The following is a 26,096-nucleotide window of genomic DNA, read 5'->3' on the forward strand; positions in this document are numbered from 1 at the left end:
GCGGCAGGAACCCGATTCGGGAGCAAACGGCCGTCTTCCGCAACAGTCCCTCCCCGTAAGGCGATTCAGCCCGTCCCCGGTCCCCGCTCCGCCCCCTTCCCCACCCCCGTCTCCGGCACCACGAACTCGCACCACAGCGCCTTGCCCGACCCGCGCGGCTCCGCGCCCCAGCGGTCCGCGAGCGCCTCGACCAGCAGCAGACCGCGGCCCGAGGTGGCGGTCTCGCCCGGGCTGCGGCGGCGCGGCCAGGAGCTGGACCGGTCCTCGACCTCCAGACGGATCCGCCGCGGCGCGCCGGGCACCAGCTCCACGGAGACCAGCGCACCGCTCTCCGTATGGGTCAGCGCATTGGCGATCAGCTCGGAGGCGGCGACCTCGACATTGTGGGTGACCTCGCCCGCCCGCCACTGGTCCAGCGTGCGGCGCAGCGCCGAGCGGACCTCCGCGGCGCCCGACGGATCGGCCTGATGGACGTGCAGCCGCAGCCGCGGTATGGCGGCGGTCCCCGGGCCCGGCGGCCGGTGCAGCAGCAGAAGGGCCATATCGTCATCCGAGCCCGGCACGGCCCACAGCTGCTCGGCGAGCCGGTCGGCGAGCGCCTCCAGGCCGTCCGCCCCGGAGCGGAACGCCGCCGACAGCGCCTCGATCCCCGTCGCGATGTCCCGGCCGGGCTGCTCCACCAGACCGTCCGTGCACAGCAGCAGCGTGGAGCCCGGCTCCAGGAACAGCTGGGTCTCGGGGAACTGGTTGTGCCCGAAGTCGGTGGCCGCTCCCAGCGGCAGCCCGCCGCGGACCTCGGGCCAGTCGACATGCCGGGCGCCGTCGCAGATCAGCGGCCCGAGATGGCCGGCCCGGGCCACATGCAGCGCCCCCGACTCCAGGTCGGCCTGGATGTACGTACAGGTCGCGAACCGTTCGGTCTCCAGCTCGGCCAGGAAGCGGGAGGCCCGCACCAGCACGGTCTCGGGGGAGTGACCCTCGGTGGCATAGGCGCGCAGGGCGATGCGCAACTGGCCCATCACGGCGGCGGCATGGGTGTCATGGCCCTGGACGTCGCCGACCACCAGACCCGTCCGCCCCTGGGGCAGCGGGATCACGTCGTACCAGTCGCCGCCGACGTCCCGCCCCACACTCGCCGGGTGGTAACGGACGGTCACCTCGCCCCCGGAGATCTCCGGCACCCTGCGCGGCAGCATCGCCTCCTGGAGCCCGGTGGCGAATTCCCGCTCCTGGTCGAAGAGCGTGGCCCGTTGCAGCGACTGGGCGACGACGCCGGCCAGCGCCAGCGCCAGGTTCTTGGCCTCCGTCGACTGCATCGCGGGCTCGGTGTTGAACAGCCCCAGCGCCCCGATGACGGTGTCCTGCGCGACCAGCGGCAGGAAGGAGGAGCTGCCGGGGGGCAGGACCTCGGTGAGCGGGCGCAGCCGGGGGTAGCGGGCGATCAGCTCGCCCCGGGTGCTCAAAAAGGCCGGCCGCCGCGAGAACGCCGCCTCGGACAGCGGCAGGGTGTCGTCCAGCGCGGAGATGTTCAGGTCCTCGGGCACCTCGCCGGTCATCCCCGTGACGGCGATGACCTCGAACCGGTCGCCCGCCGTCAGCCCCAGGACCAGCGCATCCGCCCCGAACCGCCGGGCGCCGCCGGTGCCGGTGAGCACCCGCGTCACATCGGCCACCGACAGGGCCCGCGACAGCTCGGCCGTGGTCTGCTGCACCATCACCGTCTGCCGCTGCCGCTCCTGCTGGAGCGACCGCAGCAGTGCGGAGTCCGCCAGCTCGCCGGACGCCTCCCGCACGATGCCGATGATCCGGTACGGCAGCCCGTCGCCGTCGCGCAGGATCCGGCCCTGGGAGTGCGCCCAGCGCGGCGTCCCGTCGCGGCACTGCACACGGAAGTAGCCGCCGTAGGACGAGCCGCCCTCCTGAAGGGCCTGGGCGAGCGCCTCGTCCAGCCGCATCCCCTCTTCGGCCGGTACCCGTGCGATCAGCGACAGCGGCGCGCCGTCGTATTCGTCCGGACGCAGATCGAAGACCTCCAGCGCACCGGCGTCCAGATCCATGAAGCCGCGGTCCAGGTCCCAGTCGAAGGTGCCCATCCGGTTGAGCGCCAGCCGCCGGCGCAGGCCGATCGGCTCATGGTGCGAGACGCCGGCACAGCGCTCCGGGACGCGGCGCACGTCCCGGTGGGCGCGGGGGTCATAGCCGTCCCGGGACGGTCCGTCCTTGCTGGTCATGGTGCATGCCGCCTGCGCGGCCGAGGTCCACCGGCGGCCATGCGCTCACCTTAGGCGGCACCCGCCCACCCCGCATGTCCGGCGACAAGGGGACCATGGGGAGGGTGCAGCCCCACAGGAAGGCACTCGTCGCCATGACGCCCCGTAGCGGCCGCAGGAATCCGCGCCCCTTCCGCCGCGCCCTGAACGGCGCGGCCGGGGCGCTGGCAGCCGTCCTCGCGCTGGCGTTCACGGCCGCCGGGCCCCCGGGCGGCCCGCCGCCCGCAGCCAGGGAACGGCCGGTGCAGGTCCATCTCACCACCACCTCCGACCCCGGCGGCCGCCATGTCGTGAAGGGACTGGAGAGCCAGCGCCCGCTGCGCTTCACCCGCGGCGGACCCCCGCACCGCGGTGTCACCCTCACCGTGGACGGGTCGACGACGTATCAGACCTTCCAGGGCGGCGGCGCCTCCTTCACCGATACCGCCGCCTGGCTGCTGAAGGGTAGCGGCGCCCTGAGCAAGGCCACGCGCGAGGCGACGATGAAACGGCTCTTCGACCCCCGCGACGGCATCGGCCTCAGCTTCCTCCGCAACCCCATGGGCGCCTCCGACCTCGCCCGTTTCGACTACACCTATGACGACCTGCCGGCCGGGCGGGCCGACCCGCAACTGAAGCACTTCAGCATCGGGCACGATCTCGCCGGTGTGCTGCCCCTGACCGCCGAGGCCCGCCGCCTGGATCCCGCCCTCAGGGTCATGGCGGTGCCCTGGAGCGCGCCCGCCTGGATGAAGGACAACGGCTCCCTCGACCAGGGCCGGCTACGGGCGCAGTACTACGCCGTCTACGCCCGCTACTTCGTGGCCTCTCTGCGCGCCTACCGCGCCCACGGCGTGCCCGTCGACTACGTCTCCGTGCAGAACGAACCCACCTGCTGCGCCGGCTACCCGTCCATGCGCTGGACCGGCCGGGACCTGGCCCGTTTCACCAAGCGCGATCTGCTGCCCGCCCTGGCCGGCGCCCGTCTGCCCACCAAGGTCCTGGCCCTGGACTGGAACTGGAACCGCTATCCCGCCTTCGGCGCACCCACCGTCGACGACCCGGCGATCCGCCGCCACCCCAACTTCGGCGGCGTGGCCTGGCACGGCTACGGCGGCGACGTCGGCGAGCAGACCCGGGTCCACCGCCGCTATCCCGGCCTCGTCATGTACGACACCGAGCACTCCGGCGGCCGGTGGATCGCCGACCAGCAGCGCGAGGACATGCACGACCTCATCGACTACACCCGCAACTGGGGGAGCAGCTGGATCCGTTGGTCGCTGGCCGTCGACCAGAACGGCGGCCCGCACCACGGCGGCTGCGGCTCCTGCACCGGTCTGCTCACCGTGCACCACGGCGACGCGGCGCAGGGCACCGTCGACTACACCATCGAGTACTACACGATGGGTCATCTCACCAAGTTCGTACGCCCCGGAGCCCGGCGCATCGCCTCCACGGCCTCGGCCGCCGTCCCCAACGTGGCCTGGCGCAACCCCGACGGATCCCTCGCGCTGATCGCCTACAACGACTCCGCCGCCGCCCGTTCCGTCACTATCAACTGGCAGGGAGAGCAGGCGACTTACCGCCTGCCGCCCCGCGCCTCGGCCACCTTCACCTGGTAGCGGCCGCCAGGGACGGCGTGCGGCCGGACACCGGCCCGGTCTGCCGCGTGCGGTGGGCCAGGGTGGCCTTCCGCGTCGCCACATCGACGGTGTAGACGTCGATGGTCAGCCGCGCCCGCGCCACCTTGAGCACCATGAAGCCGTGGTCGGAGAAGTTCTGCCAGGCCGCCGGGTTCGCGAAGTGCGCCTTGCCGTCCTCGGTCTTCGCCGACGCCCCGCACACCACCTGCCGGGTGCCGCCGGTGCGCGCCGTGGGCTCCAGCACCTGGAGGCAGTGGTCGTGCCCGGAAAGGATCAGATCGGCGCGGCCGCACACCACCTTCTCGTACAGGTCCTTGAGGTGGACGCCGCTGGTGTAGTTCCCGATGGTGAACCCGTCGTAGGCACCGGCGTTGCCGTGCTTGCCGTTGTTGAGGTACGGGTGATGGCCGATCACCACCTTCCACCGGGCCCGCGAGGCGCGCAGCGCGCCGTCCAGCCAGGCCCGCTGTTCGCGCATGTACGGGCCGTCCCAGCGGAAGTACGGGTCGATCTGGGCGACGTACGACGACCAGGGAATGGTGTCGATGGCGAAGAACTCCACCAGCGGGTCGGCGGCCGGCAGCGGCACGCTGTAGTGGCGGGCCGGCATGTACCAGCGCTTCGAGGTCGTGGCGTAGGCGACCTCGCGGTCCCCGCGGGAGGGGTCGCCGCCGCTGCCGGGGATCAGCCCCGAGCAGTCGTGATTGCCCAGGACCATCAGCCAGGGCACATCGATGCCGCTGTTGGGCTTCTCGAACTTGTCCTGGAAATCGGAGTCATGGGCGGACTCCGGGCCGTTCTCGTAGATGTTGTCGCCGAGGCCGATCGCCAGGCCGATGTCCTCGGCCCGGCAGACGTCCCGGGCGGCGGCCGCCACCGCGTACTGCGCCTCGTCGCCGGTGCCCGCGTCGCCGGTGACCAGGACGGCGAACTCGCCCTTCCCGTTGGGGTGTTCGGGGAACGGGAAGGCTCCCGGCGCCCCCGGGCGGGGCGCGGCGGACGCGGTGGCCGGGCGGGCGCCCGACGCCAGTACGGTCAGCGCCGCGCCGGCCATCGCGCCGCCCAGCAGCGTCCGCCGGTTCACCGGCTTCGGCACCCGCCCCGTGGTGGGCATCGCGGGCCCCTCCGGCGCCGCCTCGGCGCCGGCCCGCAGCCACTCCCGCTCGGTCATGTCCGCCTGCGGCGGGATCAGTTCGTCATCGCACATGCCTGGTGTTCTCTCACGCCCGGCAGGGACGCTGGTGACGAAACGATGAAGCGCAGGTGGACGTATGGAGATCGACGGACTCCATGCCTACTTGTCGGTAGCGCGGCGTTTCCGCACGTCATCAGGGCGTGATCGAGGAGCCGTGGGAGCTCTCGACGGCCCGTCGGACCAGTCGTCGCAGGGTCCGGCCGAGGTACCTGGCGTAGGAGCGCTGGAGTACGGGCACCAGTGGTCCGGCGAGCCGGGTGAACCACACGGCCGGGCGGCTGAACGCGGTCACGGTGAACCACACCGAGTCATCGGCGCGCCGCTCGACCAGGAACGCCTCCTCGCCGCACTCGGGGTGGCCGTCGCGGGTGCCGTATCCGAAGCCGATTCGGTCCTCGTCGGCCACCGTCCACACCACCCGGCACGGCACCCGCAGCACCAGCGGCCCCGCGCCGAGGCCGACCTCGACGGCCACGCCCGGCGCGGCGCGGGTGGCCTCGGCGCGGATGACGGTGCCCGAACTGCGGTGCATCCGGAAGGTGGTGACCGCCTCGCCGGCCGCCCTCAGGGCGTCCCGTCCCCGGCCGATCGGCACGGCCACCCGCAGATGGGCGTAGCCCTCCGGCAGCCGGATCCGCGCGGCGCCGTCCTCGCGGGGGTAAGTGGCGCCTTTCTCGGGGTAGTTGACGTCTTTGGGCTGGGCGGCGTTCATGCGTGACGCTCCTTGGAGGGTGGGCGGTGGGGTGGGGTAGTGGCGTCGGCTCCTGTCCTGGCCCGCCACGTCGCGGGGTGACGGCGGCGGCGACGGGCAATCCGTCAGGCGCAACCGACAACGGCTCCCGCCCCGGCCCGCCACGGCGCGGCGTGCTGACGGCGCTTCGCGAGGATCGCACACAGGGCGAAGCCGACGGCGTTGCCCAGGCCGTGGGTGGCGGCCATCCAGGCGAGCGAGGGGTGCGGCAGGCCGGTGGCCTCGCCCAGCGCCCAGCTCAGTGCGAGCAGCATGGTCGCCACCAGGACCACGGCCGAGCAGCCCAGCAGCGCACGGGTCGTCCGGTCGGGCCCCGCGGCCCGCAGATCCCGCCAGGTGAGCAGGCCGACCAGCCACATCCCGGCGGTCAGCACCAGCGCACCGGCCAGCTCGGCCCAGTCGTCGACGAAGTAACCGGCGAGCACCAGCAGGGTGCCGAGCGGCACGCTCAGCGCCGCGCATCGCCCCGCCCGGCCGCCGCCGCTGCCCCGGCAGACCAGGCCCGCGATCAGCGCGGCGGCGAATCCGGCGAAGTGGAAGTGCGGCACGGTCAGCGCCAGGATGTCCAGATCGAAGCCGAACAGCCGGTGTCCGGCGCGCTCGGCCACCAGCGCCAGCCCCGCGACGGCCGGTGTGGCCAGCGCGGTCAGGACGGCGATCTCGGACGGCGCGAGCGAGCGCGTACGGGCGAGGCGGCGGGGCGCCTGTGCGGCGAGTGCCAGCGTGGCGGCCGCGTAGACGGCGGCGCACCCGGTGGCGACCGCCCCGCGCGGCAGCCACAGCGCCACCGCCCCCGCGGCGGCGGCGACCGGCCAGACCCGCCGGACCCGGGCCACACCGGACCCGTCGATCAGCGCGACCCCCAACGGGATCACCACGAACATCCCGAGCATGACGACGAGTCGGACCACTGTGGTCATCTCAGCCCCCTTTCGCAACGGTCCGGACCCCGTTTCCCGTGGTCCGGACGTGGTGAGGCCGACAGTACCGCAGAATTGAACACGTTCAAATAATGGCCCCCCGGGGCGTGAAGGCCGCTGTGTGCAGCGTCCTGACCGGATATCAGCCGACGGACAGAGCGATTCTCGTGGCGCGCCGCACCATGCGTTCACACGCCGGATCAGTGCTCCCGAGCGCTGTTCCGTGCCGGACGGTGACAACCCGGCTCGGGCGCATACTCGGGTCCGCAGGCAGGGCGCGGGCATCGGAGTTGCCCTGGTGGTGCTCGGCCCTTTGCCTGGCAGCACAGTGGAAGGACGTCCGGCATGAGATCACGTGTCCTCGCCCTGGTGGCCGCCGTCGCCATGGCCCTGTTCCTCGCCCTCGGACTCGAACCGGCCCACGCCGACGGTGGCGCCCCCTCCCCTCCGGACGGGGTCTGCCTCGGAAACATCCACTACACCTTCAGCCCACCGCTGCAACTGACCCCCCGGCCCACGACCATCACGTGGTCGGGCACCTACTCCTGCACCTCCGTCACCCGGGCCTGGAACGGCGAGTTCGGCGGCTCGGTGCAGTCCACGACGGGGTGCCTTCAGACCGGAGCGAACCAGATCCTTGCGCAAGGTCTCACGGAGAACGACAACTGGTTCGCGTCCGGCGGCGATGACCGGATCGGCAGCAGCGCGCTGACCGGAACCGTCTCGACACTGCCGCGTGAGGACGGCTCACGTCTCTACGAGTGGACCGGCACCGTCACCGGCGGCACGTGGTTCCGGGGTCACCGCTTCAACGGCAACGGCCTCTACTCCTCGGTGACCAACGGGAAGGTGTGCGCGGCAGGCGGCGCGATCGATCACAACGACGGCGAGGCCAACATCACCATCCTTCCCTTGTAACCGCCGCGTGGCGCCGACGGGGTGGCAACGACCGGCGGGCCGCCTGCCATGTGCGGCAGGCGGCCCGCCGGCCCCTCGTTCCGTGTTCCCTCGTTCCCTCGCTCAGGGAAGGGCATCCGCCTCCCCATGCCGCCCCGCCCCCGCCGCGAACCGAGCCGCGCCCGCCAGTGCCTCCGTCAACACGCCCTGTCCATAACGGAGTTCACCGGCCATCGCCGCCTCCTCGGTCCGTCCCTCCTGCTCCAGCAGCGAGGCCCGGTCGCTGCGCAGGCACGCCTGCGGAAAGCGGGCGATCTCCGCCGCCAGCAGCTCCGCTTCGGCCCGCGCCGTACCGGTCGGCACCACGCGGTTGGCCAGCCCGATGGCGAGCGCCTCGTCCGCGGGGACCGGACGGCCCGTCAGGACCAGGTCCATCGCCCGGCCCGCCCCGATCAGCCGCGGCAGCCGCACCGTACCGCCGTCGATCAGCGGCACTCCCCAGCGCCGGCAGAACACCCCGAAGACCGCATCCTCCTCGACGACCCGCAGATCGCACCAGAGCGCCAGCTCCAGCCCGCCGGCCACCGCATGCCCGGCGACGGCCGCGATCACCGGCTTGCTCAGCCGCAGCCGGGTCGGGCCCATCGGGCCGTCGCCGTCCGGTGCGACGCGGTTGCCGCGCTCCGTGCCGATCGCCTTGAGGTCCGCACCCGCGCAGAACGTCCCGCCCGCACCCCACAGCACCGCGACGCTCGCGCTGTCATCCGCCTCGAACTCCCGGAAGGCATCGGCCAGTTGGCGGGCCGTGGCGCCGTCCACGGCATTACGGACGGCCGGTCGCGACAGCACCACCGTCGTGACCGGCCCCGTACGCTCCACCCGTACGGACATCAGACCCCACCCGCGGCCTTCGGGCGGGCGCGCTCCAGGATCGCGCCCAGATCCACCCCCGTCGGCAGTGTGCCGAAGGCATGGCCCCACTCCCCGCCCAGCCGCGAGGCGCAGAAGGCATCGGCCACCGCGGGATGGCTGTGGCGCACCAGCAGCGATCCCTGGAGCACCAGCGCCATCCGCTCCGCCAGCGAACGCGCCATCAGCTGCGCTCGCTCCGGTACGGCCAGCGCGCCGAGCATCCCGCGGACGGACGCCACCGCCGCATCCAGCCGCCGGTCGGCGCCCGCGGCCGCGTCCACCTCCGCGAAGAAGGCGTCCAGACAGGCCGGTTCCTTGCCGAGCGCCCGCAGGACGTCCAGGGCGGCGACATTGCCTGAGCCCTCCCAGATGGACAGCAGTGGCGCCTCCCGGTACAGCCGCGGCATGCCCGATTCCTCGACGTAGCCGTTGCCGCCCAGGCACTCCAGGGCCTCCGCCGCATGGGTGCTGCCCCGCTTGCACACCCAGTACTTGCCCGCCGCCAGCGCCAGCCGCCGCAGCGCCGCCTCCCCGGCGTCCCCGGCCTGCGCCCGGTCCACCGCCGCCGCCAGCCGCATCGCCAGCACCGTCGCCGCCTCGGACTCGACGGCGAGATCGGCCAGCACCGCGCGCATCAGCGGCTGCTGGTCCAGCTCCCGCCCGAACGCCCGGCGGTGCGCGGTGTGGTGCAGCGCCTGCCGCAGCCCGGCCCGCATCCCGGCGGCCGAGCCCAGCACACAGTCCAGCCGGGTCATGTTCACCATCTCGACGATGGTGCGCACTCCGCGGCCGGGCTCGCCGACCGGCCAGGCCACCGCCTCGTCGTACTCGATCTCCGAGGAGGCGTTGGAGCGGTTGCCGAGCTTGTCCTTGAGCCGCATCAGCCGCATCCCGTTGAGCGTGCCGTCCGGCAGCACCCGCGGCACCAGGAAGCAGCCGATCCCCTCCGCCGTCCGGGCCAGCGCCAGGAACACATCGCTCATCGGCGCCGAGGTGAACCACTTGTGGCCGGTGATGCGGTAGGTCCCGTCGCCGGCCGGCACCGCCCGGGTGGTGTTGGCCCGTACGTCGGAGCCGCCCTGCTTCTCCGTCATCGACATGCCCGCGATCAGGCCCGCCTTCGTCAGCGGCGGACGCAGCCCGAAGTCGTAGGTACGGGCCGCGAGCAGCGGTTCGTACTGCGCGGCGAGGTCCGGGGTGGCGCGCAGCGCGGGGACGGCGGCGTAGGTCATCGAAATCGGGCAGCCGTGGCCCGGCTCGGCCTGCGACCAGACGTAGAACTTGGCGGCGCGCACCAGATGGGCGCCGGGGCGGTCGTCGGACCAGGGCGCGGCGTGCAGACCGTGTTCCACCGCGACGGTCATCAGCTGATGCCAGGCCGGGTGGAAGGCGACCTCGTCGATGCGGTGCCCGTAGCGGTCGTGGGTGTGCAGGCGGGGCGGCTGCTCCTCGGCCCAGCGCGCCTGGTCCTGCACCGCCTGCGTGCCGGCCAGCGCCCCCAGTGCGGACACCTCCGCCTCGCCCCATGCGCAGCCCTCGCGGCGCAGCGCCTCCAGGAGGGCCGGTTCGTCCGCGGTGCTGAAGTCGGTCAGCGGCGGGGCCTGGTTCAGGACTTCATGAGTGACGGTCGTCATGGTGTCGACGGTACCGGCGGTCTTACAGATTCGGAACACCTGCTGTAGTTCTGTAAGGTGCGACCCGGGGGCCGGGCGCGGCGCCAGTAGAATTCCGGGCACATATGAACGACGACTCCCTCGCCCTGCGGCCGCTCACCGCGCGTTCCATCGTGCTGAGCACCCTCCTCGGGCACCATCCGCCCCGGATGCCGGCGCGCGCCCTGGTGCGGGTCGGCGAACTGTTCGACATCGCCGAGGGCACCGTCCGCGTCGCGCTCTCCCGGATGGTGGCCGCCGGCGACCTCCGCCAGAGCGACGGCTCGTACGAGCTCACCGCCCGGCTGCTGGCGCGCCAGGCCCGGCAGGACGAGAGCCGTACGCCCCGGACCCGCACCTGGTCCGGCGACTGGGAGATCGCCGTGGTCAGCGTGGAGCGGCGGCCGGCCGCCGAGCGGACCGCGCTGCGACAGGCGATGGCGGCCCTGCGGCTGGCCGAGCTGCGCGAGGGCACCTGGCTGCGGCCCGGCAACCTCGAACGGCCCCGCCCCGCCGTCGCCACCGGGCAGTGCACCTGGCTGACCGGCACCCCGGACGGCGACCCGGCGGCGCTGGCGCGCACGCTGTGGGATCTGCCCGGATGGTCGGCGCGGGCGCGCGCCCTGCTGGGCGCCCTTGACGGAGCCGCCACCCCCGCGCAACGCTTCACGGTCTCGGCTGCTGTTCTGCGCCACCTCCTCACCGATCCGCTGCTCCCGGACCCGCTGTTGCCTGGTGACTGGCCGGGCGCCGAACTCCGGTGCCGTTACGACGCGTTCGAGGCCGAACTACGTGATCTGCTCCGGCAGTACGTCACGCCCCACCGCACCGACTGACCGTGGCACGGCCGAACGGGCCGTGCGCGGTGCGTGCGGACCTGCGCCGCGCGTATGCACCGAGTCCCCCGAGTGCGCCCGGCGGGCACGGCCGAGGGGAACGGATGGGCGATTTCTCCGCGGAGCGCGTGCCTCCGGCATGAAGGGTGCGCCCCTACCCGGCAGGGGTGTGCACCATGCGACGGCCGCTGTCCCCGATGTGGCGGCAAGGGGGCAAGCCGGTCGGTGCAGGCGCTACCGCGCGCTCTGTCGATGCGATCTGTGGGCGTGGTTGTGTCTGACCCGTCGAATTCGCGGCACCCGGTGAATTCGCCAGAGAAGAGGGAATTCGGCGATCCCGAAGGACTCTTTGGGCGATATACGCAAGGGTGCCACGTTTCCTGAATGACCGCCAGGTAACTGCGCGGCGAGCGACAGGAGGGGAAAATGGCACATCCGAAGATGACGGAACAGGTGTCGGGGCAGACGTCGGACCGGGGGGCGGAGCAGGCACCGGAGTCGGAAAGCCGGGGAGAATTCCGCGGCCTGGGGGTCCGGGGCGTCACGGCGGCCGCGGTCCTGCTGGCGGCCGGCGCGCTGAACGTGACGGCCGACGGCCCGGCCGCTGCGGCGAGCGCCGGGACCTGGGACCGGCTGGCCGGATGCGAGAGCGGCGGCAACTGGCACGCCGACACCGGCAACGGCTTCTCCGGCGGGCTCCAGTTCGCCCACCGCACCTGGCACTCCTTCGGCGGCGGCAGCTATGCCGCGCGGGCGTCGCTGGCCAGTCGGCCCGAGCAGATCAATGTCGCCGAACGGGTGCTGGCACGGCAGGGCTGGGGTGCCTGGCCCGCCTGCTCGGCCGCGCTGGGCCTGCACGGATCGGCCGCCGCGCGCAGCACGGCACCGTGGACCGCCGTCCCGCGCACCACCACTCCACGCACCACGACCCCGCACACCGCCCCCGCCCAGGGAAAGCGGTGGAAAGCGACACGCCACCGGAGTACCGGCCCTTCCGTCGTCGTCAACCTGGGCGACACGGTGAGCGGAATTGCCGCCGCGCACGGCTGGGAATGGCGGGAATTCTATCGAATGAACCGCGCGGTGATCGGCGCGGACCCGGATCTCATTTTCCCGGGAATGCGGCTCTCCGTCCGGCGCTGAGGCAGCAGCCGACCGCATTCCGGCACCTTTGAGTGCCGCCGGAGAATTCAGTCGAGGGTGATGCGGCTGAGGGGATAGCAGGCCGTCCGTGGCGCCGCGGACGGCCTGCCCGCATTTCCTGTTGCAGGCGTCGGCTTTCCCGCGGGGTCATCGCGGCGGGGCCGGTCGCTGCCCCTCGTCACAGGGGCAGGACGCACACCGGCATCGGTGCGGCGAACGGCCCGCCCGTCCCGGAGAGTTCCCCCGTCTCCGGGTCCACCGAGAAGACCGTCACCGACCCCGACTTCTGGTTCGCCGCGAACAGCAGCCGCTCGTCCGGCGAAAAGGCGATCTGCCGCGGAAAGTCCCCGCCCACCGGCACCGTGTCCAGCAGCCGGAGCCGCGCCCCGGCCGCCTCCACCGCATACCGCGTCAGGCTGTTGTGCCCGCGATTGGCCAGATAGGCGAAGCGGCCGTTACCGGTGACCAGAAACTGCGCCGGGTAGTTGGTGCCCGCACCCGTACCGGTGGACTGCGGCGCACCGGGCGTCAGCCGGCCGCTCCACCGCTCGTAGCCGCAGACCACGACGGTGTTGTCGACCTCGTTCGCCAGATAGGCGAAGGCGCCGGACGGGTGGAACGTCAGATGCCGCGGCCCGGCGCCCGGCCGCAGCGTCGCATACGACACCTGACGCAGCCGCCCGGCCCGCTCGTCCAGGCGGTAGGTGTACACGGTGTCGTTCCCGAGGTCGACGGCCAGCACATGGCGGCAGTCCGGTGCGGTGATGATCTGGTGCGCATGCGGTCCGTCCTGGCCGGGGCCGGGCGGAGGGTCCGTGTGCACGACCAGGTCCGTACGCGCCCCCAGGGCGCCGCTGCACGGATCGACCGGATGCACCGCCACGCTGCCGGAGAGGTAGTGCGCGCTGAGCAGCCAGCGTCCGCCGGGGTGCACCGACAGATGGCAGGGGCCCGCGCCGCCGGCCGGCTGTGTGCCCAGCACCTCGGGCGGCCCGCCGCCGGGGGGCAGCCCCAGCGCCGTCACGCCGCCCTCTTCCTGCTCGTCGACCGTATAGAGCGCCCGCCCGGACGGTGCGAGCGCGAGGTAGGAGGGGTCGGCGACGCCCGCCACCACACCCGTCGCGGCGATGCGGCCCTGCGCGGGGTCGTACGTCGCCAGGCCGATGCCGGTGCCGCCGCCCGCTTTCGAGGTGTACGTCCCGAGGAAGAGCGGCCGTTCGGCGCGCGGGGGGTCTCCGGCAGGGCCCCGTCGTACCTGCCGGTCCCGTCGTACTTGCCGGTCCCGTCGTACCTGCCGGTCCCGCGCGGGCGACGCATCCCCGACGGCGACACCCGCCACCCCGACCGCGGCGAGTCCCAGGAACTGCCGGCGCCCCACCCCGGCCCCGGCTCCGCTCGCTCCGTCCCGTCCTGCGCTCATGCCCCACCTCGGTCTCGGTGATCGCGGATCCGGCAGCCAGCGTGACCCGTCCCCAGCACCCTGGCAAGACCTGCAACTCCCGTTGCGCACTGCGCAACGCGGCTCGGTACGCCGCCCCGACCCTGACATCCCCCTACATCCAGATGATGACCACACCCCCCGAAGTAGCACTCGGGTCGTACGGCACAAACCCATACACGGGTTGATTCGCGGCACCCCGCACGGAACGTACGTTCGTGATCAAGGCAGGGAGACGAGCGGATGAAGGAAGGCCACGGAACTATGTACGGCAAGGCATTCGCCCCGGAGTACCAGGGCGAACTGGGCGCGGCGCTGGGCGTGAACTCCTCTTACGAGGAGGTGCTGGCCACGGCGAGACGCGCGCACGACACCGCGGGCACGGCGCTGGAGCGGGCCCGCGCCGCCCTCGCGGTCGCCGAGGCCAACCGGCGGCTGGGCCGGGTGTCGGATGCCGGCCGGGCCTGGCGGGACAGCTACCGCAGCGCGCGGGAGGCGGGTGATGCGGCCGCCATGGCGTGGGCCCTGTGGAGCGGCGGCACCCTCGCCCGCCAGTGCGGCGCGCTTCCGCTCGCCCGCCGACTGCTCACCCACGCCGTGGAGCTGGCCGACGGCAGCGGCGACCGCCTCGCCCACGGCTACTCACTCGCCGGCCTGGCCGAGACCGGCCGCATACAGGGCGACTACGCCGCGGTCGCCGAGCTCCACGAGCGCCTCCTCGAAGAGGGCCGGGCGCACGGCGAGGCGCGCCATATGGTCTGGGCGATGTCCGGGATCGCCCAGATGCACCGCAACACCGGCGACTACGCCAAGGCCCTGGAGCTGTTCGAGGAGTCCGTCCGGATCGCCACCGACGCCGACGACGCCCGGGGCCGCGCCTGGTCGCTGCGCGGGGTGGCCGATGTGCTCTCCGTCCAGGGCGAACCGGACCGCGCGCTGGCCCTGCTCTCCGAGGCGGAGACCATCTGCCGCACCATGGACCTGGCGAGCGCCCTCGCCTACAACCACAAAATGCAGGCCAACGTCCAATACCGCGCGGGCCGTTACGCCTCGGCCCGGGACACCTACGCCCTGGCCCTGGCCGAATTCAGCGATATGCACGAACCCCGCGGCGTCGCCCTCTCCCGCCTCGGCCTGACCAAATCCCGTGCCCGCCTGGGCCGCGACGCGGAGGCCACCCTTGCCGAACTCGCCGAACTGGAACGGGACTTCACTCGCATCGGCCTGCGGCACGCCCGGGAGATGGTCCTCGCCTTCCGCACCGAACTGCTGGAAGCGGCTGGTGGTGACGCGATACCCGGGCGGCCGGAGGCGGCCGGGATACCGGAGCGCACCGAGGCGTCCGGGGGCATGGTCCCCGCCGGGGCATAGCCGGCGCCCCGCCGCCCCCGATCGCCCCACGGTCCGGCCCCGTGCGGCTCGTCCGGCTCCAGCCCGCCCGGTTTCAGCCCGTCCGGTATCAGCGCGACGGCTCCGACGGCCGCGACCGCGGCCGGTCCAGCGGCGACAGCGCCAGCGGCGGCAGAAAATCGCGGATTTCCCGGCGGTGCCACCATGCCCCGGTCTCGCGCAGCTCCCGCCATGTGGTGAAGCGGTACTGGAAGACCCGGGCCCGCACCCGCGCCGGCGGGGTGTCGGGGAAGGGGTTGGTGCGCAGCAGGCGCAGCGTGTCGCGGTCGTTCTCCAGGAGGCGTTCCACGAAGGGGACGAACCAGGCCCGGGCGTAGACCGGGGAGAGCGCGGCGAACCACATCAGCCAGTCCAGCCGCAGGTGATACGGGGCGAACTGGCGCGGCAGCCGGCGGACATCGCCCGGTTTGCCGTGGAACTCGTACGCGAGCCAGGTCGTGCCGGGGCCGGTCACCTCGTCCGCCGTGCCCTCGACCACGATCTCCCGGCGGACCCGGGTGATGCTGCCGAAGGCCCCGTAGGAATTGACCAGATGCAGCGACTCGTAGGAGGTGTTCATGCGCTGCTCCCGGCTCACCAGATTGCGGGCCGGACGGTAGCTGAGCAGAACGACGGCCGCCGTGGCCACGAGGACGACGATCTCGAACCACAGCGGCGACGGCGGGGGTGGTGCGGACGGCCGCGACCACGAGGGGGAGATGGCCGACATGGCCAGCGTGATGGTGAGCCAGTTGAGCCAGGCGAAATTGCCGGACAGGACCAGCCACAGCTGGGTGACGACCATGGCGAAGGCCGCCCAGCCGGCGATCGGCTGGGGCGTGAACAGCAGGACGGGCAGGGCGAGTTGGGCCACATGATTGGCGGCGACCTCGACCCGGTGCAGGGGCCTGGGCAGATGGTGGAAGAACCAGCTGAGCGGGCCCGGCATCGGCTGGGTCTCGTGGTGATAGTAGAGACAGGTCAGATCGCGCCAGCAGCGGTCGCCGCGCATCTTGATCAGCCCGGCGCCGAACTCCACCCGGAACAGCACCCAGCGCAGCAGGAACAGCACCAGGATCGGGGGTGCGGTCTCGGCGTTGCCGAGGAAGACGGCCAGCATGCCCGTCTCCAGCAGCAGCGACTCCCAGCCGAAGCTGTACCACGTCTGCCCCACATTGACGATGGACAGATACATCGCCCACAGCGCCAGCCACATCAGCATCGCCGCCCACAGCGGCACGGCGTCCGCCGCCCCCGCCGCGACCGCCGCCGCCAGCAGGGCCCCGCCCCATGACCACAGCGCGAAGAACCGGTCCGAGTAGTGCAGCTGGAAGACCGACGGCGACGCCCGGAACGGCACCCGTGCCACGAAGTCGGGCACCGGCAGTATTCCCCGTGCGCCGATCAGCGCCCGGAACTGCCGGGCCGCCGCGAGAAACGCGACGAGATACATCACCGCCAGCAGCCGCTGGAACACAAGCCGCCCGAGCCAGTAACCGGGATCCGCGAACCACTCCACGCGCCCATGGGTAGCACTGCGGCCACACCCGGGGGCGCACGGCGCGCTGCTGTGGGCGCCCGCTCACCTCCAGGGCCAGGTAAAAAGTACAAAATGCAACAAAAGCATCAATCGGGCGGGGCGGGGTGCTGCGCGCCTGGTGGGGTGCGGTTTCCGCCGTCCCCCGATGTGACGTAATCGCCGGAAAAGAGCGAGCGCGCCAGGAAAGACGTCGATACCCTGGTGATCGACGGACAACCCTTCTGGGAGACGCCAACACCATTGGCCCGTCGCGGGACCGCCACAAACCCTGGCCGACCTCCCGGTTTGTGAATGAGGCGCCACCGCGTCGGACCGTTACCTCAATGAAGGAGTGCGTGGTGGCACTGCACAAGGCTCAGTACAAGCAGCCCCGGTCGAAGCAGGGTGACCGGCCAGGTCGTATCAAGGAAGTCCGCAACCTCGAGGTCTGGGGCCGCTGCGTCCCCGTGCGCCTCGCCGGCTGTGACGACGACCCCGCCGAGCCCCACATCTTCCGCGGGATCGACTGAGAGCGAAGGGACGAGAGCGGCGGCCTCGGCCGCCGCTCCCCGTCACGCAGCGGCGCCTCCCCGTCAAACCACCGGGCCTCGGACGGAGCGTCAGGGCCGACGGCCCAAGAGGCAGAGGAGCCGGATGAGGTCGTCGGCGTCGGCCGGGGGCTCGATCGCGGGGGCGAAGAGCCCGGAGGCGCCCAGGCCCGGGGCATACGGCTCGACCTCGCGCAGGGCCGCCGTCGCCAGATGGCCGGGCAGCTCCTCCTCGGCGCCGATCGCCCGGGACACGTCCCAGGCGTGCACCACGGCGTCGGCCATCATCTGCGCGCAGTACGCATCGGCCGGGCTGGAGCCGTAGGACAGATGGACGGTGCGGTTGAGCGCGCCCGGTGCGCTGAAGGCCGCCACCGCCGCCACCGCCGCGCGGTCCCAGACCGAGGCCGGATCGGTGCCCAGCTGATCGCCGTCGAAATCCGTGCCCACCTCCGCGAGGGTGGCGCCGTCGCGCACCAGGCGCGGGACCCACAGCTGCTCGGCGGTGACGTGGTTCACCAGATCGCGCACCGACCATTCCGTGCACGGAGTGGGGTTGTCCCACTGGTCGGCACGGATGGCATGCACCCGCGAACCGAAGAGCTGGAGGGCCTCGCCATGGGTGCGCAGGATCTCGTCATGGTTCATGCTCCCCGAGCATAGGAGGGGGCACTGACAGCCACGGCGACGGCGCACGGCACGCGGACGGAGTCGCCTTCTCCGGGGCGGCGACGACCCGTTCGGGCCAGCGGCACCCGGTCGCATGCCCGGTCGGACCAGTGGCCGGAAAGTTTTTTTGCGGCCGAGGAGGCGGGGAGACGCGGGGAGCCAAGAGGGCCGCCGCGGGGCGCCGGTATCGCGTCGGCACTCTGGTAATCCGCCGCGACCGGCTATTCAATGGGCGCCGCCGACCCCCATTGGAGGCACCATGGACGACCCCGCCGAGCCCTCCGCGTCCCCGCTTCCCCAGCCCGCGATCCGCTGCGCCGGTCATGAGCGGGGCTATCCCGCCTTGCTCGACCGCGCCGCCCGGATCGCAACGGGGCTGCACAGCATGGGAGTTGAGCCGGGCGACCGGATCGCCGTCGTGATGCGCAACGAGCCCGCGCATCTGGAGATCACCGCCGCGGCCGCCCAGTTGGGCGCCTCGGCGGTGCCCGTCAACTGGCACTTCCGCCGCGACGATCTGGGCCATGTGCTCGCCGACAGCGGCAGCAAGGCCGTCTTCGTCCACAGCGACCTGCTGCCCGCGGTGACCTCCGTACTGCCGGACGGCGTGCGGGTCATCGAGGCCCCCGTCCCCGCCGGTGTCGCCGCCGCCTGCGGCATCGACGCACCGCCCGTCACCGGTGCCCACCCCCTCCTGGACTCCTGGCTGGCGGGCCACGAGCCGCTGGCGCGCCCCGTCGCGGACCGTCCGCCCACGGTCATCTACAGTTCCGGGACGACCGGCCGCCCCAAGGGGGTGCTGCGCGAACCCGTCCCCCAGGACCGGCTCGCCGAGGCGGTGCAGTCCTTCCTGGAGTACTTCGCCGTCGCCCCCGGCGGCCGTACGCTCATCCCCGCCCCGCTCTACCACGCCGCACCCAGCCAGCACGCGGTCCTCGCCCTCGCCGTCGGCCTGGACATCACGCTGATGCCGCGCTTCGACGCCGAGGAATTCCTGCGCCTGGTCGAGCGGCACCGCATCCAGCAGGTGCAGATGGTGCCCACGATGTTCGTGCGGCTGCTGCGGCTGCCCAAGGATGTCCGCGAACGCTACGACCTGACCTCGCTCACCTCCGTCGTCCATGCCGCGGCCCCCTGCCCGCCGCACGTCAAACACGCCATGATCGACTGGCTGGGACCGGTCCTCCGGGAGTACTACGGCGGCAGCGAAACCGGCGCCGTGACCTGGTGCGACAGCGCCGCATGGCTCGCCCATCCCGGCACGGTCGGCCGGGCCGAGGGGACCTGCGGGGTCGCGGTCCTCGGGCCCGACGGGGGCCCGGTTCCGGCCGGCACCACCGGCGAGATCTACCTCAAACCCTCCGACAACTGGCCCCGCTTCACCTATCTCGGCGACTCCGGACAGCGCGCCGCGATGGAGGCACCGGGCCTGTCCGGATACGTCACCCTCGGCGATATCGGCCATCTCGATGCGGACGGCTATCTCTATCTCAGCGACCGCCGCAACGACATGGTCATCTCCGGCGGGGTCAACATCTACCCCGCCGAGATCGAGGGCTGTCTGCTCTCCCTCGACGGAGTCCGGGACGCGGCGGTGTTCGGCATCCCCGACGAGGAGTTCGGCGAAGTACTGGCCGCCCATCTCCAGACCGAACCGGGTGTCGTGCTCGGCGCCGAGGCCGTTCGCGCCCATGTCGCCGAACGGCTGGCCGGATACAAGGTGCCGCGCGCCGTGGTGTTCGAGGAGCGGCTGCCCCGGGACGAGTCGGGCAAGCTCTTCAAACGGCGGCTGCGGGAACCGTATTGGGATCGATCCGCCGAGAGGTGATCCCGTGGAACGCCGGCACTTATGAAGTGCGCCGTCACTCATGAAGAGCGCCGTCACTCCCTACGCCGTCACCCGCTTCCGCTCCGGGCACGCGATGACCCCGGAGGTAATCGCCCCGTACGACCCCGGCTGCCACCGTGGACCTCGGCGCACCCCGCGCCCCCGTCCCCGGAGAAAGGCAGACCCATGACCGCCTACGCCATAGCCCACCTTCGCCCGGCCGCGCCGCACCCCGATGTCGTCCGCTACATCGAGGAGATCCAGGCGACCATGGACCCGTTCGGCGGGCGGTTCCGGGTGCACAACGCCGAGGTCGAGGTGCGCGAGGGGGAGTGGCCGGGTGCCCTCGTGGTGCTCGAGTTCCCGGACATCGAACGGGCCCGCGCCTGGTACGACTCGCCCGCCTATCAGGAGATCCTGCCGCTGCGTGCCCGGCACATCGAGGGCGATCTGGTGCTGGTGCCGGGCGTCGCCGACGACTACGACGCGACCCGGACGGCGGCCGCGATGCGCGGCCGGGGCGGGCAGCAGTAGGGCGGGAGGCAGGGCCGGAGCAGGGCCGGAGCAGGGCCGGAGCAGGGCGGCGCGGCGGGTGGAGGGTCGAGGACACTATCTGTCCTAGACGGCTCATAGCGTCGGCGGCGCGGGTCGCGAGTGGCGTGACCCGGGCACCGTATGGAGGAGCAGCGCGATGAGCAGCGAAAAGACCACGGCCGACGCGACCGCACGGCTGAGCGGGGCGGCGTTCTGGGGGCACGACGGCAAGGCGCTGGCCGACTTCTACGCCGCCGCCCTGGGCTGGAAGGTCACGCAGACCTACGGCGACACGGCGGCCATGATCAGCGACGGCACCACCGGCTATGTCTTCTACACGGCCAAGGACTTCCGCGCCCCCGACTGGCCGGCGGACGAGCTCGTCTTCCACCTGGAACTGGCCTGCGACGACGTCGCCGCCACCGAGGAACTGCTGCTGTCCCTGGGCGCGACCAAACCCGACCACCAGCCGGGCGGCGAGCGCTGGACCGTCCTGCTGGACCCGTCCGGGCAGCCGTTCTGCATCAGCGCGCGGGGATGACCAACTCCCGGGCCGCGGACGGTCTCCGGCCGCCTGCGGCCCGTACGGTGTGACGGCGCCGGCGGAGGGCCGTACGGGGGAGAGCGCCGGACGTCCCGGCGGCTCGGGCGGAATGGCCCGGTAAGCGATGGTATGTGTGTCGGGCATGAGCGAGCACAGCGAGCGAATCATGCAGAGGTGCGCGCCTCGCGCATGCGAGGCCGAGCGAAGCGTGGGGTCTCCCCGGTCGGAGACTGGGGGAGTCCCGGCATGAGCGCACGCACACGCTATCCGGCCGTCGCCCTGGTCGCCGCGCTGGCCGCAGGGTGCGGCGGTCCGCCCATGTCCCCGCATCCCATCCCGCATCCGGCGCCGTATCCCGTCCGGAAGCCGCTCGCCAAGGCGCAGCCGCGCGGCCCGGCCGGAGCCGGCCCGGCGAAGGACGCCCGCCCCTTCACCCTCGTCGCCTCCGGCGACATCATCCCGTCCTCCCCGGACGTGCTCCGCACGGCGCGGCGCGATGCGGCGGGCCCGGGCTACGACTTCCGGCCGATGCTGTCGGAGGTGCAACCGATCGTCTCCCGCGCCGACCTGGCGCTGTGTCATCTCAACGCCCCGCTCGGCCCGCTGTCCGGCCCCTTCACCGGCTACCCCGTCTACCAGGCGCCGCCCCAGCTCGCCACCGCCCTGAAGGCCACCGGCTACGACTCCTGCTCCACCGCCTCCAACCACGTGCTCGACCAGGGCGTTCCCGGGGTGAGCCGCACCCTGGAGGCGATGGACACCGTCGGCCTGCGGCATGTCGGCTCCGGGCGGGATGCCGCCGAGGGGATGCGGCCGGCGCTGCTGCGGGCCGAGGGCGGGGCGAAGGTGGCCCAACTCGCGTACACCTACGGCACCGACCAGAAGCGCCGCCCGGCCTCCGCCCCCTGGACGGTGAACCTGCTCAATGTGCAGAAGATCATCGCCGATGCGCGGGCCGCCCGCCGGGCCGGTGCCGATGTCGTGGTCGTCAGCCCGCACTGGGGCCCGGAGTACCGCACGGCGCCCACCAAGGAGCAGCTCACCCTCGCCCGCGCGCTCACCGCCTCGCAGACCAACGGCCGCCCGGACATCGACCTGATCCTCGGCACCCATGCGCACACCCCGCAGCCGTACGAGAAGGTCAACGGCACCTGGGTCGGTCGTACACGGGACGGCCGACGGAACGAGGCCGATATGCGCGGTAGCGGTACGTGGGTTGCCTACGGGCTGGGTGACCTCATGGGAGGCGGCACACGCGACGAGCGCGGGAAGATGAGCACTACTGCTCGGTTCACTTTCACGCCCCCGACCAGACCTGGCGGTCGCTGGGAGATCACCAAGGCTCAGTTCATCCCCTTTTGGTGGGATGCCCAGGAGCATCGTGTGGTGAACGTGACCAGGGCGATCAAGGCTGGGTGGTCCGACTTCAAGCCTATTCGCCGACGCATCCGACAGATGGTGCTGAGCCGGGGTGCAGGCGAGGACGGATTGACCATGGGTAGGTAACGGCAAAATGGACAACGTGGCAATACCCGGCAATCGCCCGCTCTGGGGGTCCTCGCTCGCAAGTCCAAGGTGTTGGGAGGGGGCGACGCACGGCGCGAACTCTCCGCCGACGCACAGATAGCTCAGGGCAGCCGACGCGCGGAGCGAGGAGGCGCAGGCGTATCGCAGGGTCACATCTGACCGAGCTCGGCTCAGCCTCCCAGCAGCGCCGGTGCGACGAGTTCGGCCAGGCGCCGGCCGCGCTCGCAGCGGGCGAGATCGGCACGCTCTGGTGCTTCGACCTGTCGCGGTTCTCCCGCAAGGGCGCAGGCGATCTGCTCTCCCGCGAGCGAGGAACGTGGCTCTCGGCGGCACCGTACGGCCTGACCGTCATGCGCTCTTCCCGGCAACTGGCCCCGGACCTGTCACGCATCGACGGTCACCGACTGACCCGCGCCGGCGCGGTGCACGGCGCCGGCCACGGACGTGGACCACGTCGTCCCGGGCGATGACCACGACGCGGTGAATCTTCAGGCGCTGCGCCGTTGACGTCACGCGCGGAAGTCGAGCGCGGAGGGCTCGGCGGCCAGGGGCCTACCTCGCCACCTGATACAAGCGGCCCCCTTCACCATCGCGGTGTAGGGGGCCGCTCTGCTCTTCACGGCATGCTTCAGGGGCAGAACGCGTCGTCCTTGACGGCCGCGATGAACGCGATGAACGCGATGAACGCGATGAACGCGAGATCATTCCGCCCCACATCGATGGGACTGATCCACCGCGAGGCGAGTCGCGCGACCCATCGGACACGACCTAAGCCAGTTGGGCGTTCTGTTTAGCTGACTCACCGTCAGGCGTCTGCGTCCATGGCGCCAAATGCATTCTGTGGGCCAGGAGTTGGCCAAGAACAAGCCACCTGCGCGTCAGTATTTGACATGGACACCTCTTATTCACCGCCAGGCTCTACCCGCATAGATCCGAGGCTGGTGGCATGGGAACAAGTGCTCGGGATTGCCGAGCCCATTCCCCCACACGGAGCCCCCCATGCGAACGAAACGACTCGCCGCCGCGACTACCGCCATTGCGCTCGGCGCGGCCGGACTGATCCTCACCACCGGAAGCGCAGGCGCGGCGGGCGCAGGCGCGGTCTCCCCCGCATCCACCTGCTCCCAGTCCCACCTGCCGCTGCCCGACGCCTCCTGCCAGCCCGGCGCGTACAATTCGGACGTCACTCAGTCCACCATCAACTCGACGATCTGCGTGCCCGGCTGGACCAAGACCGTCCGCCCGCCGGCTTCGTACACCGACGCCCTCAAGGTCCAGCAGATCGGTGAGTACGGCTACTCCGACACCAGCACCGCCGACTACGAGGAAGACCACCTCGTCCCCCTCGAACTGGGCGGCGCGCCCAAGGACCCCAAGAACCTGTGGCCCGAGCCCCGCAACGGCGACAAACCAGCCGCCAGTAAAGACGAGGTGGAGAACAAGCTGAAGGTTGCGGTGTGCGACGGCCGCGTCCAACTCGACGCCGCACGCAGCGCCATAGCCACCGACTGGACCACGGCCCTGTCCAAGGTCGGCATCGGCTGAACCCGAAGTCCGACGTGAAGGCTCCCAGTCGATGCGGCTGGGAGCCTTCACGCAGCTCACCGACCTGGGGTCGCCGCTGCGGGTGCGCAACCTCGCCCGGACCCAGGCGCACCGGGACGTGCGCAAGGCGATCCGTGCGGCGGTGCTCAGCCGGGGCGCCGCGCCGACGGGCTGGGCATGGGCAGGTGAACCCGCGCTCCCGCGCGGCTCCGGTAGGAGCCGCCCCCGCGGTATGAAACCCTGGTCACCCACCGGATCGCGCGGATCCCCGCGGACCGCGCACCGGGAAGCACACAGCGGACAGCGGCGGCCATCGGCGCGGCCGGGAAGGACCGGAGGCAGTGAGCGAGAGTGCGGCCGCCCGGCCCCGTAACCCGCGCGGCCAGGGCGAGCGGCTGCGGGAGGAACTCCTGCGCGCCACCGAACGCCTCCTGGAAGAGGTCGGCAGCGAGGACGCGCTGTCGCTGCGTGCGGTGGCCCGCGAGGCGGGCGTCGCCGCGCCCAGCATCTACCGCCATTTCTCGGACAAGACCGAGCTGGTCTGGGCGACCATGGAGGTCAGCTACGACCGGCTGGGCCGCGCGATGGCCGAGGCCGCAGCCCAGGCCGACGACGACCCCGTCGCCCGGCTGCGCGCCCAGCTGCGCGCCTACTGCCGCTACGCCATCGGCCACCCGGCCACCTACCGCCTGCTCTACGAGACCCGGCAGACCCCGGTGGGCCCCGAGCGGCTGGCCGGGCACCCCGCCGGGCCCCTGGTGCGCGGCTTCCATGACGCGCTGACGGCCTGCGAGGAGGCGGGCTGGCGGGTGCGCGGTACCCGTTCCGAGGCGCCGTATGTGCTGTGGTCGGCGGTGCACGGCCGCGTCATGCTCTGGCAGGTCATGCCGAGCCGCAAGGACACCAGCCGGCTGGACCGGTTCATCGACGAGATGCTCCAGCTGTTGCTGGAGCGTTGAGCCGGGCCGCTCGCCGGAACACCCCCTAAGTACCCCTAGGCGCCCCCTGAACCCCCTGGAGAATCCCTGCCCCACGCTTACCTGTGTATTACACATGTAAGCTTACAGTCGTTAGGCGAACGTTCTACTCGTGGCGCACGTCCCTGTCGGCGTGCGTACAAGGAGAGTGAGATGACGATCCCCACGGCTCCGGCTCCGGCCCCGCTGCCCGTCCAGCCCCCCACCGGCTGCCCCTTCGATCCCCCCGCCGCCTTCGGTGCCCTGCGCACCGAGCAGCCGATCTCCAAGATCTCGCTTCCGGACGGCAGTTGGGCCTGGCTGGCCACCCGCTACCACGACCTCCGCGCGATCCTCGGCGACACCCGCTTCAGCTCCGACACCACCCTCCACGGCTACCCGCTCAGCGGCATGACCGGCGGCGGGAACACCCAGAACCGCGGCTTCATCCGCATGGATCCGCCCGAGCACACCCGGCTGCGCCGGATGGTCACCCGGGAGTTCATGGTCAAGCGGGTCGAGGTGCTGCGTCCGGAGATCCAGCGGATCACCGACGAGCTGTGCGACGCCATGGAGCGCGACGGCGGCCCGCTGGACCTCGTCGAAGCCCTGGCCCTGCCCGTCCCCTCGCTCGTCATCAGCCTGCTGCTCGGCGTCCCCTACGACGACCACGCGATCTTCCAGCGGCTCACCGGCACCCTGCTCTCCCGCACCGTCGACGACGACGAGCGCGAGGCGGCCCGGACCGAACTGCGCGACTATCTGGACCAGTTGGTCACCGCGAAGGAAGCCGCCCCGGGCGACGACATCCTCGGCCGCCTGATCACCGAACAGCAGCAGACCGGCGAGATCACCCACGACGAGGTGGCCGCCTTCGCCGCCCTGCTGCTCATCGCCGGGCACGAGACCACCGCGAACATGATCGGCCTCAGCGCCCTGACCCTGATGCGGGACCCGGAGAGCGCGGAGCGGCTGCGCCGGGACCCCGGCCTGATCCGCGGCGCCGTCGAGGAACTGCTGCGCTTCCACAGCATCATCCGCAACGGCCCCCGCCGGGTCGCCACCACCGACATCGAGATCGACGGACACCTCATCCGCGCCGGCGAGGGCGTCGTCGCGGCCGTCCCGTCCGCCAACCGCGATGACGCCGTCTTCCCCGACGCCGACCGCCTCGACATCACCCGCCCCAACGCCCAGCACCACGTCGCCTTCGGCTACGGCATCCACCAGTGCCTCGGCCAGGCGCTGGCCCGGGTCGAACTCCAGGTCGTGCTCGCCACCTTGCTGCGCCGCTTCCCCGCGATGCGGCCCGCGGTCCCGGTGGACGAGATCCCGTTCCGTACGGACATGGCGATCTACGGATGCCACACCCTTCCCGTCACCTGGTGACCTGTCACCCCA

22 protein-coding genes are annotated in these 26,096 nt (G+C 72.0%); 13 read left to right on the forward strand and 9 right to left on the reverse strand.

Annotated features, from left to right (window positions below; genetic code table 11):
- Positions 1-65: 65 nt before the first annotated feature.
- On the reverse strand, positions 66-2,231 hold the full coding sequence (locus B1H19_RS34710; RefSeq protein ID WP_083108844.1) for a SpoIIE family protein phosphatase: 2,166 nt from the start codon (positions 2,229-2,231) through the stop codon (positions 66-68).
- A gap of 95 nt (positions 2,232-2,326) precedes the next feature.
- Here B1H19_RS34710 and B1H19_RS34715 point away from each other — a divergent pair, with 95 nt between their 5' ends.
- On the forward strand, positions 2,327-3,871 hold the full coding sequence (locus B1H19_RS34715) for a glycoside hydrolase family 30 protein (protein ID WP_083110061.1): 1,545 nt from the start codon (positions 2,327-2,329) through the stop codon (positions 3,869-3,871).
- Here the strand turns inward: B1H19_RS34715 and B1H19_RS34720 are convergent.
- From B1H19_RS34720 to B1H19_RS34730, 3 genes are all read right to left on the reverse strand, one after another.
- Entirely contained in the window at positions 3,861-5,099 is a 1,239-nt protein-coding gene (locus tag B1H19_RS34720) for a metallophosphoesterase (RefSeq protein WP_083108845.1), read from the reverse strand. The two genes, B1H19_RS34715 and B1H19_RS34720, sit on opposite strands and share 11 nt — an antisense overlap.
- A 121-nt stretch (positions 5,100-5,220) precedes the next feature.
- Complete coding sequence (locus B1H19_RS34725) at positions 5,221-5,799, reverse strand: DUF1990 family protein (RefSeq protein WP_083108846.1); 579 nt, start codon at positions 5,797-5,799, stop codon at positions 5,221-5,223.
- Positions 5,800-5,903: 104 nt separating this feature from the next.
- Entirely contained in the window at positions 5,904-6,758 is an 855-nt protein-coding gene (locus B1H19_RS34730; protein ID WP_083108847.1) for a YndJ family protein, read from the reverse strand.
- A gap of 345 nt (positions 6,759-7,103) precedes the next feature.
- Here B1H19_RS34730 and B1H19_RS34735 point away from each other — a divergent pair, with 345 nt between their 5' ends.
- Entirely contained in the window at positions 7,104-7,676 is a 573-nt protein-coding gene (locus B1H19_RS34735; RefSeq protein ID WP_083108848.1) for a hypothetical protein, read from the forward strand.
- 102 nt (positions 7,677-7,778) lie between these two features.
- On the opposite strand, the gene B1H19_RS34740 is transcribed toward B1H19_RS34735, so the two are convergent.
- Both B1H19_RS34740 and B1H19_RS34745 read right to left on the reverse strand, forming a co-directional pair.
- Positions 7,779-8,546 carry a crotonase/enoyl-CoA hydratase family protein gene (locus B1H19_RS34740; protein ID WP_083108849.1) on the reverse strand — a complete coding sequence of 256 codons (768 nt, stop codon included), beginning with the start codon at positions 8,544-8,546 and terminating at the stop codon, positions 7,779-7,781.
- Entirely contained in the window at positions 8,546-10,201 is a 1,656-nt protein-coding gene (locus B1H19_RS34745) for an acyl-CoA dehydrogenase family protein (RefSeq protein ID WP_083110062.1), read from the reverse strand. Before B1H19_RS34745 ends, B1H19_RS34740 begins: the two co-directional genes overlap by 1 nt.
- Positions 10,202-10,305: 104 nt before the next feature.
- On the opposite strand from B1H19_RS34745, the gene B1H19_RS34750 reads away from it, so the two are divergent.
- Complete coding sequence (locus B1H19_RS34750; protein WP_083108850.1) at positions 10,306-11,055, forward strand: PaaX family transcriptional regulator C-terminal domain-containing protein; 750 nt, start codon at positions 10,306-10,308, stop codon at positions 11,053-11,055.
- Between the two features lie 426 nt (positions 11,056-11,481).
- The gene (locus B1H19_RS40520; RefSeq protein ID WP_162500702.1) at positions 11,482-12,198 is read left to right on the forward strand and encodes a LysM peptidoglycan-binding domain-containing protein; all 717 of its coding nucleotides are present in this window, start codon (positions 11,482-11,484) and stop codon (positions 12,196-12,198) included.
- A 178-nt stretch (positions 12,199-12,376) separates the two neighbouring features.
- Here the strand turns inward: B1H19_RS40520 and B1H19_RS34760 are convergent, their stop codons facing one another.
- Positions 12,377-13,618, reverse strand: a complete 1,242-nt coding sequence (locus tag B1H19_RS34760; RefSeq protein WP_107426249.1) for a lactonase family protein — start codon at positions 13,616-13,618, stop codon at positions 12,377-12,379.
- 282 nt (positions 13,619-13,900) lie between these two features.
- Here B1H19_RS34760 and B1H19_RS34765 point away from each other — a divergent pair, with 282 nt between their 5' ends.
- Positions 13,901-15,007, forward strand: a complete 1,107-nt coding sequence (locus B1H19_RS34765; RefSeq protein WP_083108851.1) for a tetratricopeptide repeat protein — start codon at positions 13,901-13,903, stop codon at positions 15,005-15,007.
- A gap of 88 nt (positions 15,008-15,095) precedes the next feature.
- Here the strand turns inward: B1H19_RS34765 and B1H19_RS34770 are convergent, their stop codons facing one another.
- Positions 15,096-16,544, reverse strand: a complete 1,449-nt coding sequence (locus tag B1H19_RS34770; RefSeq protein WP_083108852.1) for a lipase maturation factor family protein — start codon at positions 16,542-16,544, stop codon at positions 15,096-15,098.
- Positions 16,545-16,903: 359 nt separating this feature from the next.
- On the opposite strand from B1H19_RS34770, the gene B1H19_RS34775 reads away from it, so the two are divergent.
- Positions 16,904-17,074 carry a hypothetical protein gene (locus B1H19_RS34775; RefSeq protein ID WP_159028209.1) on the forward strand — a complete coding sequence of 57 codons (171 nt, stop codon included), beginning with the start codon at positions 16,904-16,906 and terminating at the stop codon, positions 17,072-17,074.
- 90 nt (positions 17,075-17,164) lie between these two features.
- Here B1H19_RS34775 and B1H19_RS34780 read toward each other — a convergent pair whose 3' ends face one another.
- Complete coding sequence (locus B1H19_RS34780) at positions 17,165-17,740, reverse strand: TIGR03086 family metal-binding protein (protein ID WP_083108854.1); 576 nt, start codon at positions 17,738-17,740, stop codon at positions 17,165-17,167.
- Positions 17,741-18,020: 280 nt separating this feature from the next.
- Here B1H19_RS34780 and B1H19_RS34785 point away from each other — a divergent pair, with 280 nt between their 5' ends.
- The 7 genes from B1H19_RS34785 (at position 18,021) to B1H19_RS34820 (ending at position 26,084) form a co-directional block, all read left to right on the forward strand.
- The gene (locus B1H19_RS34785) at positions 18,021-19,589 is read left to right on the forward strand and encodes an AMP-binding protein (RefSeq protein WP_083108855.1); all 1,569 of its coding nucleotides are present in this window, start codon (positions 18,021-18,023) and stop codon (positions 19,587-19,589) included.
- Between the two features lie 186 nt (positions 19,590-19,775).
- Complete coding sequence (locus tag B1H19_RS34790) at positions 19,776-20,123, forward strand: DUF1330 domain-containing protein (protein WP_083108856.1); 348 nt, start codon at positions 19,776-19,778, stop codon at positions 20,121-20,123.
- A gap of 157 nt (positions 20,124-20,280) precedes the next feature.
- Positions 20,281-20,664 carry a VOC family protein gene (locus B1H19_RS34795; protein ID WP_083108857.1) on the forward strand — a complete coding sequence of 128 codons (384 nt, stop codon included), beginning with the start codon at positions 20,281-20,283 and terminating at the stop codon, positions 20,662-20,664.
- A 249-nt stretch (positions 20,665-20,913) separates the two neighbouring features.
- Positions 20,914-22,173, forward strand: coding sequence for a CapA family protein (locus tag B1H19_RS34800; RefSeq protein ID WP_083108858.1), 1,260 nt, complete (start codon positions 20,914-20,916; stop codon positions 22,171-22,173).
- Positions 22,174-23,193: 1,020 nt separating this feature from the next.
- Positions 23,194-23,739, forward strand: coding sequence for a hypothetical protein (locus B1H19_RS34810; protein ID WP_107426251.1), 546 nt, complete (start codon positions 23,194-23,196; stop codon positions 23,737-23,739).
- A 341-nt stretch (positions 23,740-24,080) separates the two neighbouring features.
- Positions 24,081-24,698, forward strand: coding sequence for a TetR/AcrR family transcriptional regulator (locus B1H19_RS34815; protein ID WP_083108859.1), 618 nt, complete (start codon positions 24,081-24,083; stop codon positions 24,696-24,698).
- Positions 24,699-24,869: 171 nt separating this feature from the next.
- Entirely contained in the window at positions 24,870-26,084 is a 1,215-nt protein-coding gene (locus B1H19_RS34820) for a cytochrome P450 (protein ID WP_083108860.1), read from the forward strand.
- Positions 26,085-26,096: the final 12 nt, after the last annotated feature.

The organism is Streptomyces gilvosporeus (assembly GCF_002082195.1).
Classification (GTDB): domain Bacteria; phylum Actinomycetota; class Actinomycetes; order Streptomycetales; family Streptomycetaceae; genus Streptomyces; species Streptomyces gilvosporeus.

What these genes read in the sequence shown, in the direction of transcription:
- B1H19_RS34710 (WP_083108844.1), bottom strand. Translation starts at nt 2,231, where the DNA reads ATGACCAGCAAGGACGGACCGTCCCGGGACGGCTATGACCCCCGCGCC.
- B1H19_RS34750 (WP_083108850.1), top strand. Translation starts at nt 10,306, where the DNA reads ATGAACGACGACTCCCTCGCCCTGCGGCCGCTCACCGCGCGTTCCATC.
- B1H19_RS34740 (WP_083108849.1), bottom strand. Translation starts at nt 8,546, where the DNA reads ATGTCCGTACGGGTGGAGCGTACGGGGCCGGTCACGACGGTGGTGCTG.
- B1H19_RS40520 (WP_162500702.1), top strand. Translation starts at nt 11,482, where the DNA reads ATGGCACATCCGAAGATGACGGAACAGGTGTCGGGGCAGACGTCGGAC.
- B1H19_RS34785 (WP_083108855.1), top strand. Translation starts at nt 18,021, where the DNA reads ATGGACGACCCCGCCGAGCCCTCCGCGTCCCCGCTTCCCCAGCCCGCG.
- B1H19_RS34795 (WP_083108857.1), top strand. Translation starts at nt 20,281, where the DNA reads ATGAGCAGCGAAAAGACCACGGCCGACGCGACCGCACGGCTGAGCGGG.
- B1H19_RS34735 (WP_083108848.1), top strand. Translation starts at nt 7,104, where the DNA reads ATGAGATCACGTGTCCTCGCCCTGGTGGCCGCCGTCGCCATGGCCCTG.
- B1H19_RS34720 (WP_083108845.1), bottom strand. Translation starts at nt 5,099, where the DNA reads ATGTGCGATGACGAACTGATCCCGCCGCAGGCGGACATGACCGAGCGG.
- B1H19_RS34820 (WP_083108860.1), top strand. Translation starts at nt 24,870, where the DNA reads ATGACGATCCCCACGGCTCCGGCTCCGGCCCCGCTGCCCGTCCAGCCC.
- B1H19_RS34790 (WP_083108856.1), top strand. Translation starts at nt 19,776, where the DNA reads ATGACCGCCTACGCCATAGCCCACCTTCGCCCGGCCGCGCCGCACCCC.
- B1H19_RS34800 (WP_083108858.1), top strand. Translation starts at nt 20,914, where the DNA reads ATGAGCGCACGCACACGCTATCCGGCCGTCGCCCTGGTCGCCGCGCTG.
- B1H19_RS34730 (WP_083108847.1), bottom strand. Translation starts at nt 6,758, where the DNA reads ATGACCACAGTGGTCCGACTCGTCGTCATGCTCGGGATGTTCGTGGTG.
- B1H19_RS34715 (WP_083110061.1), top strand. Translation starts at nt 2,327, where the DNA reads ATGGGGAGGGTGCAGCCCCACAGGAAGGCACTCGTCGCCATGACGCCC.
- B1H19_RS34760 (WP_107426249.1), bottom strand. Translation starts at nt 13,618, where the DNA reads ATGAGCGCAGGACGGGACGGAGCGAGCGGAGCCGGGGCCGGGGTGGGG.
- B1H19_RS34725 (WP_083108846.1), bottom strand. Translation starts at nt 5,799, where the DNA reads ATGAACGCCGCCCAGCCCAAAGACGTCAACTACCCCGAGAAAGGCGCC.
- B1H19_RS34745 (WP_083110062.1), bottom strand. Translation starts at nt 10,201, where the DNA reads ATGACGACCGTCACTCATGAAGTCCTGAACCAGGCCCCGCCGCTGACC.
- B1H19_RS34780 (WP_083108854.1), bottom strand. Translation starts at nt 17,740, where the DNA reads ATGAACCATGACGAGATCCTGCGCACCCATGGCGAGGCCCTCCAGCTC.
- B1H19_RS34810 (WP_107426251.1), top strand. Translation starts at nt 23,194, where the DNA reads ATGCGAACGAAACGACTCGCCGCCGCGACTACCGCCATTGCGCTCGGC.
- B1H19_RS34765 (WP_083108851.1), top strand. Translation starts at nt 13,901, where the DNA reads ATGTACGGCAAGGCATTCGCCCCGGAGTACCAGGGCGAACTGGGCGCG.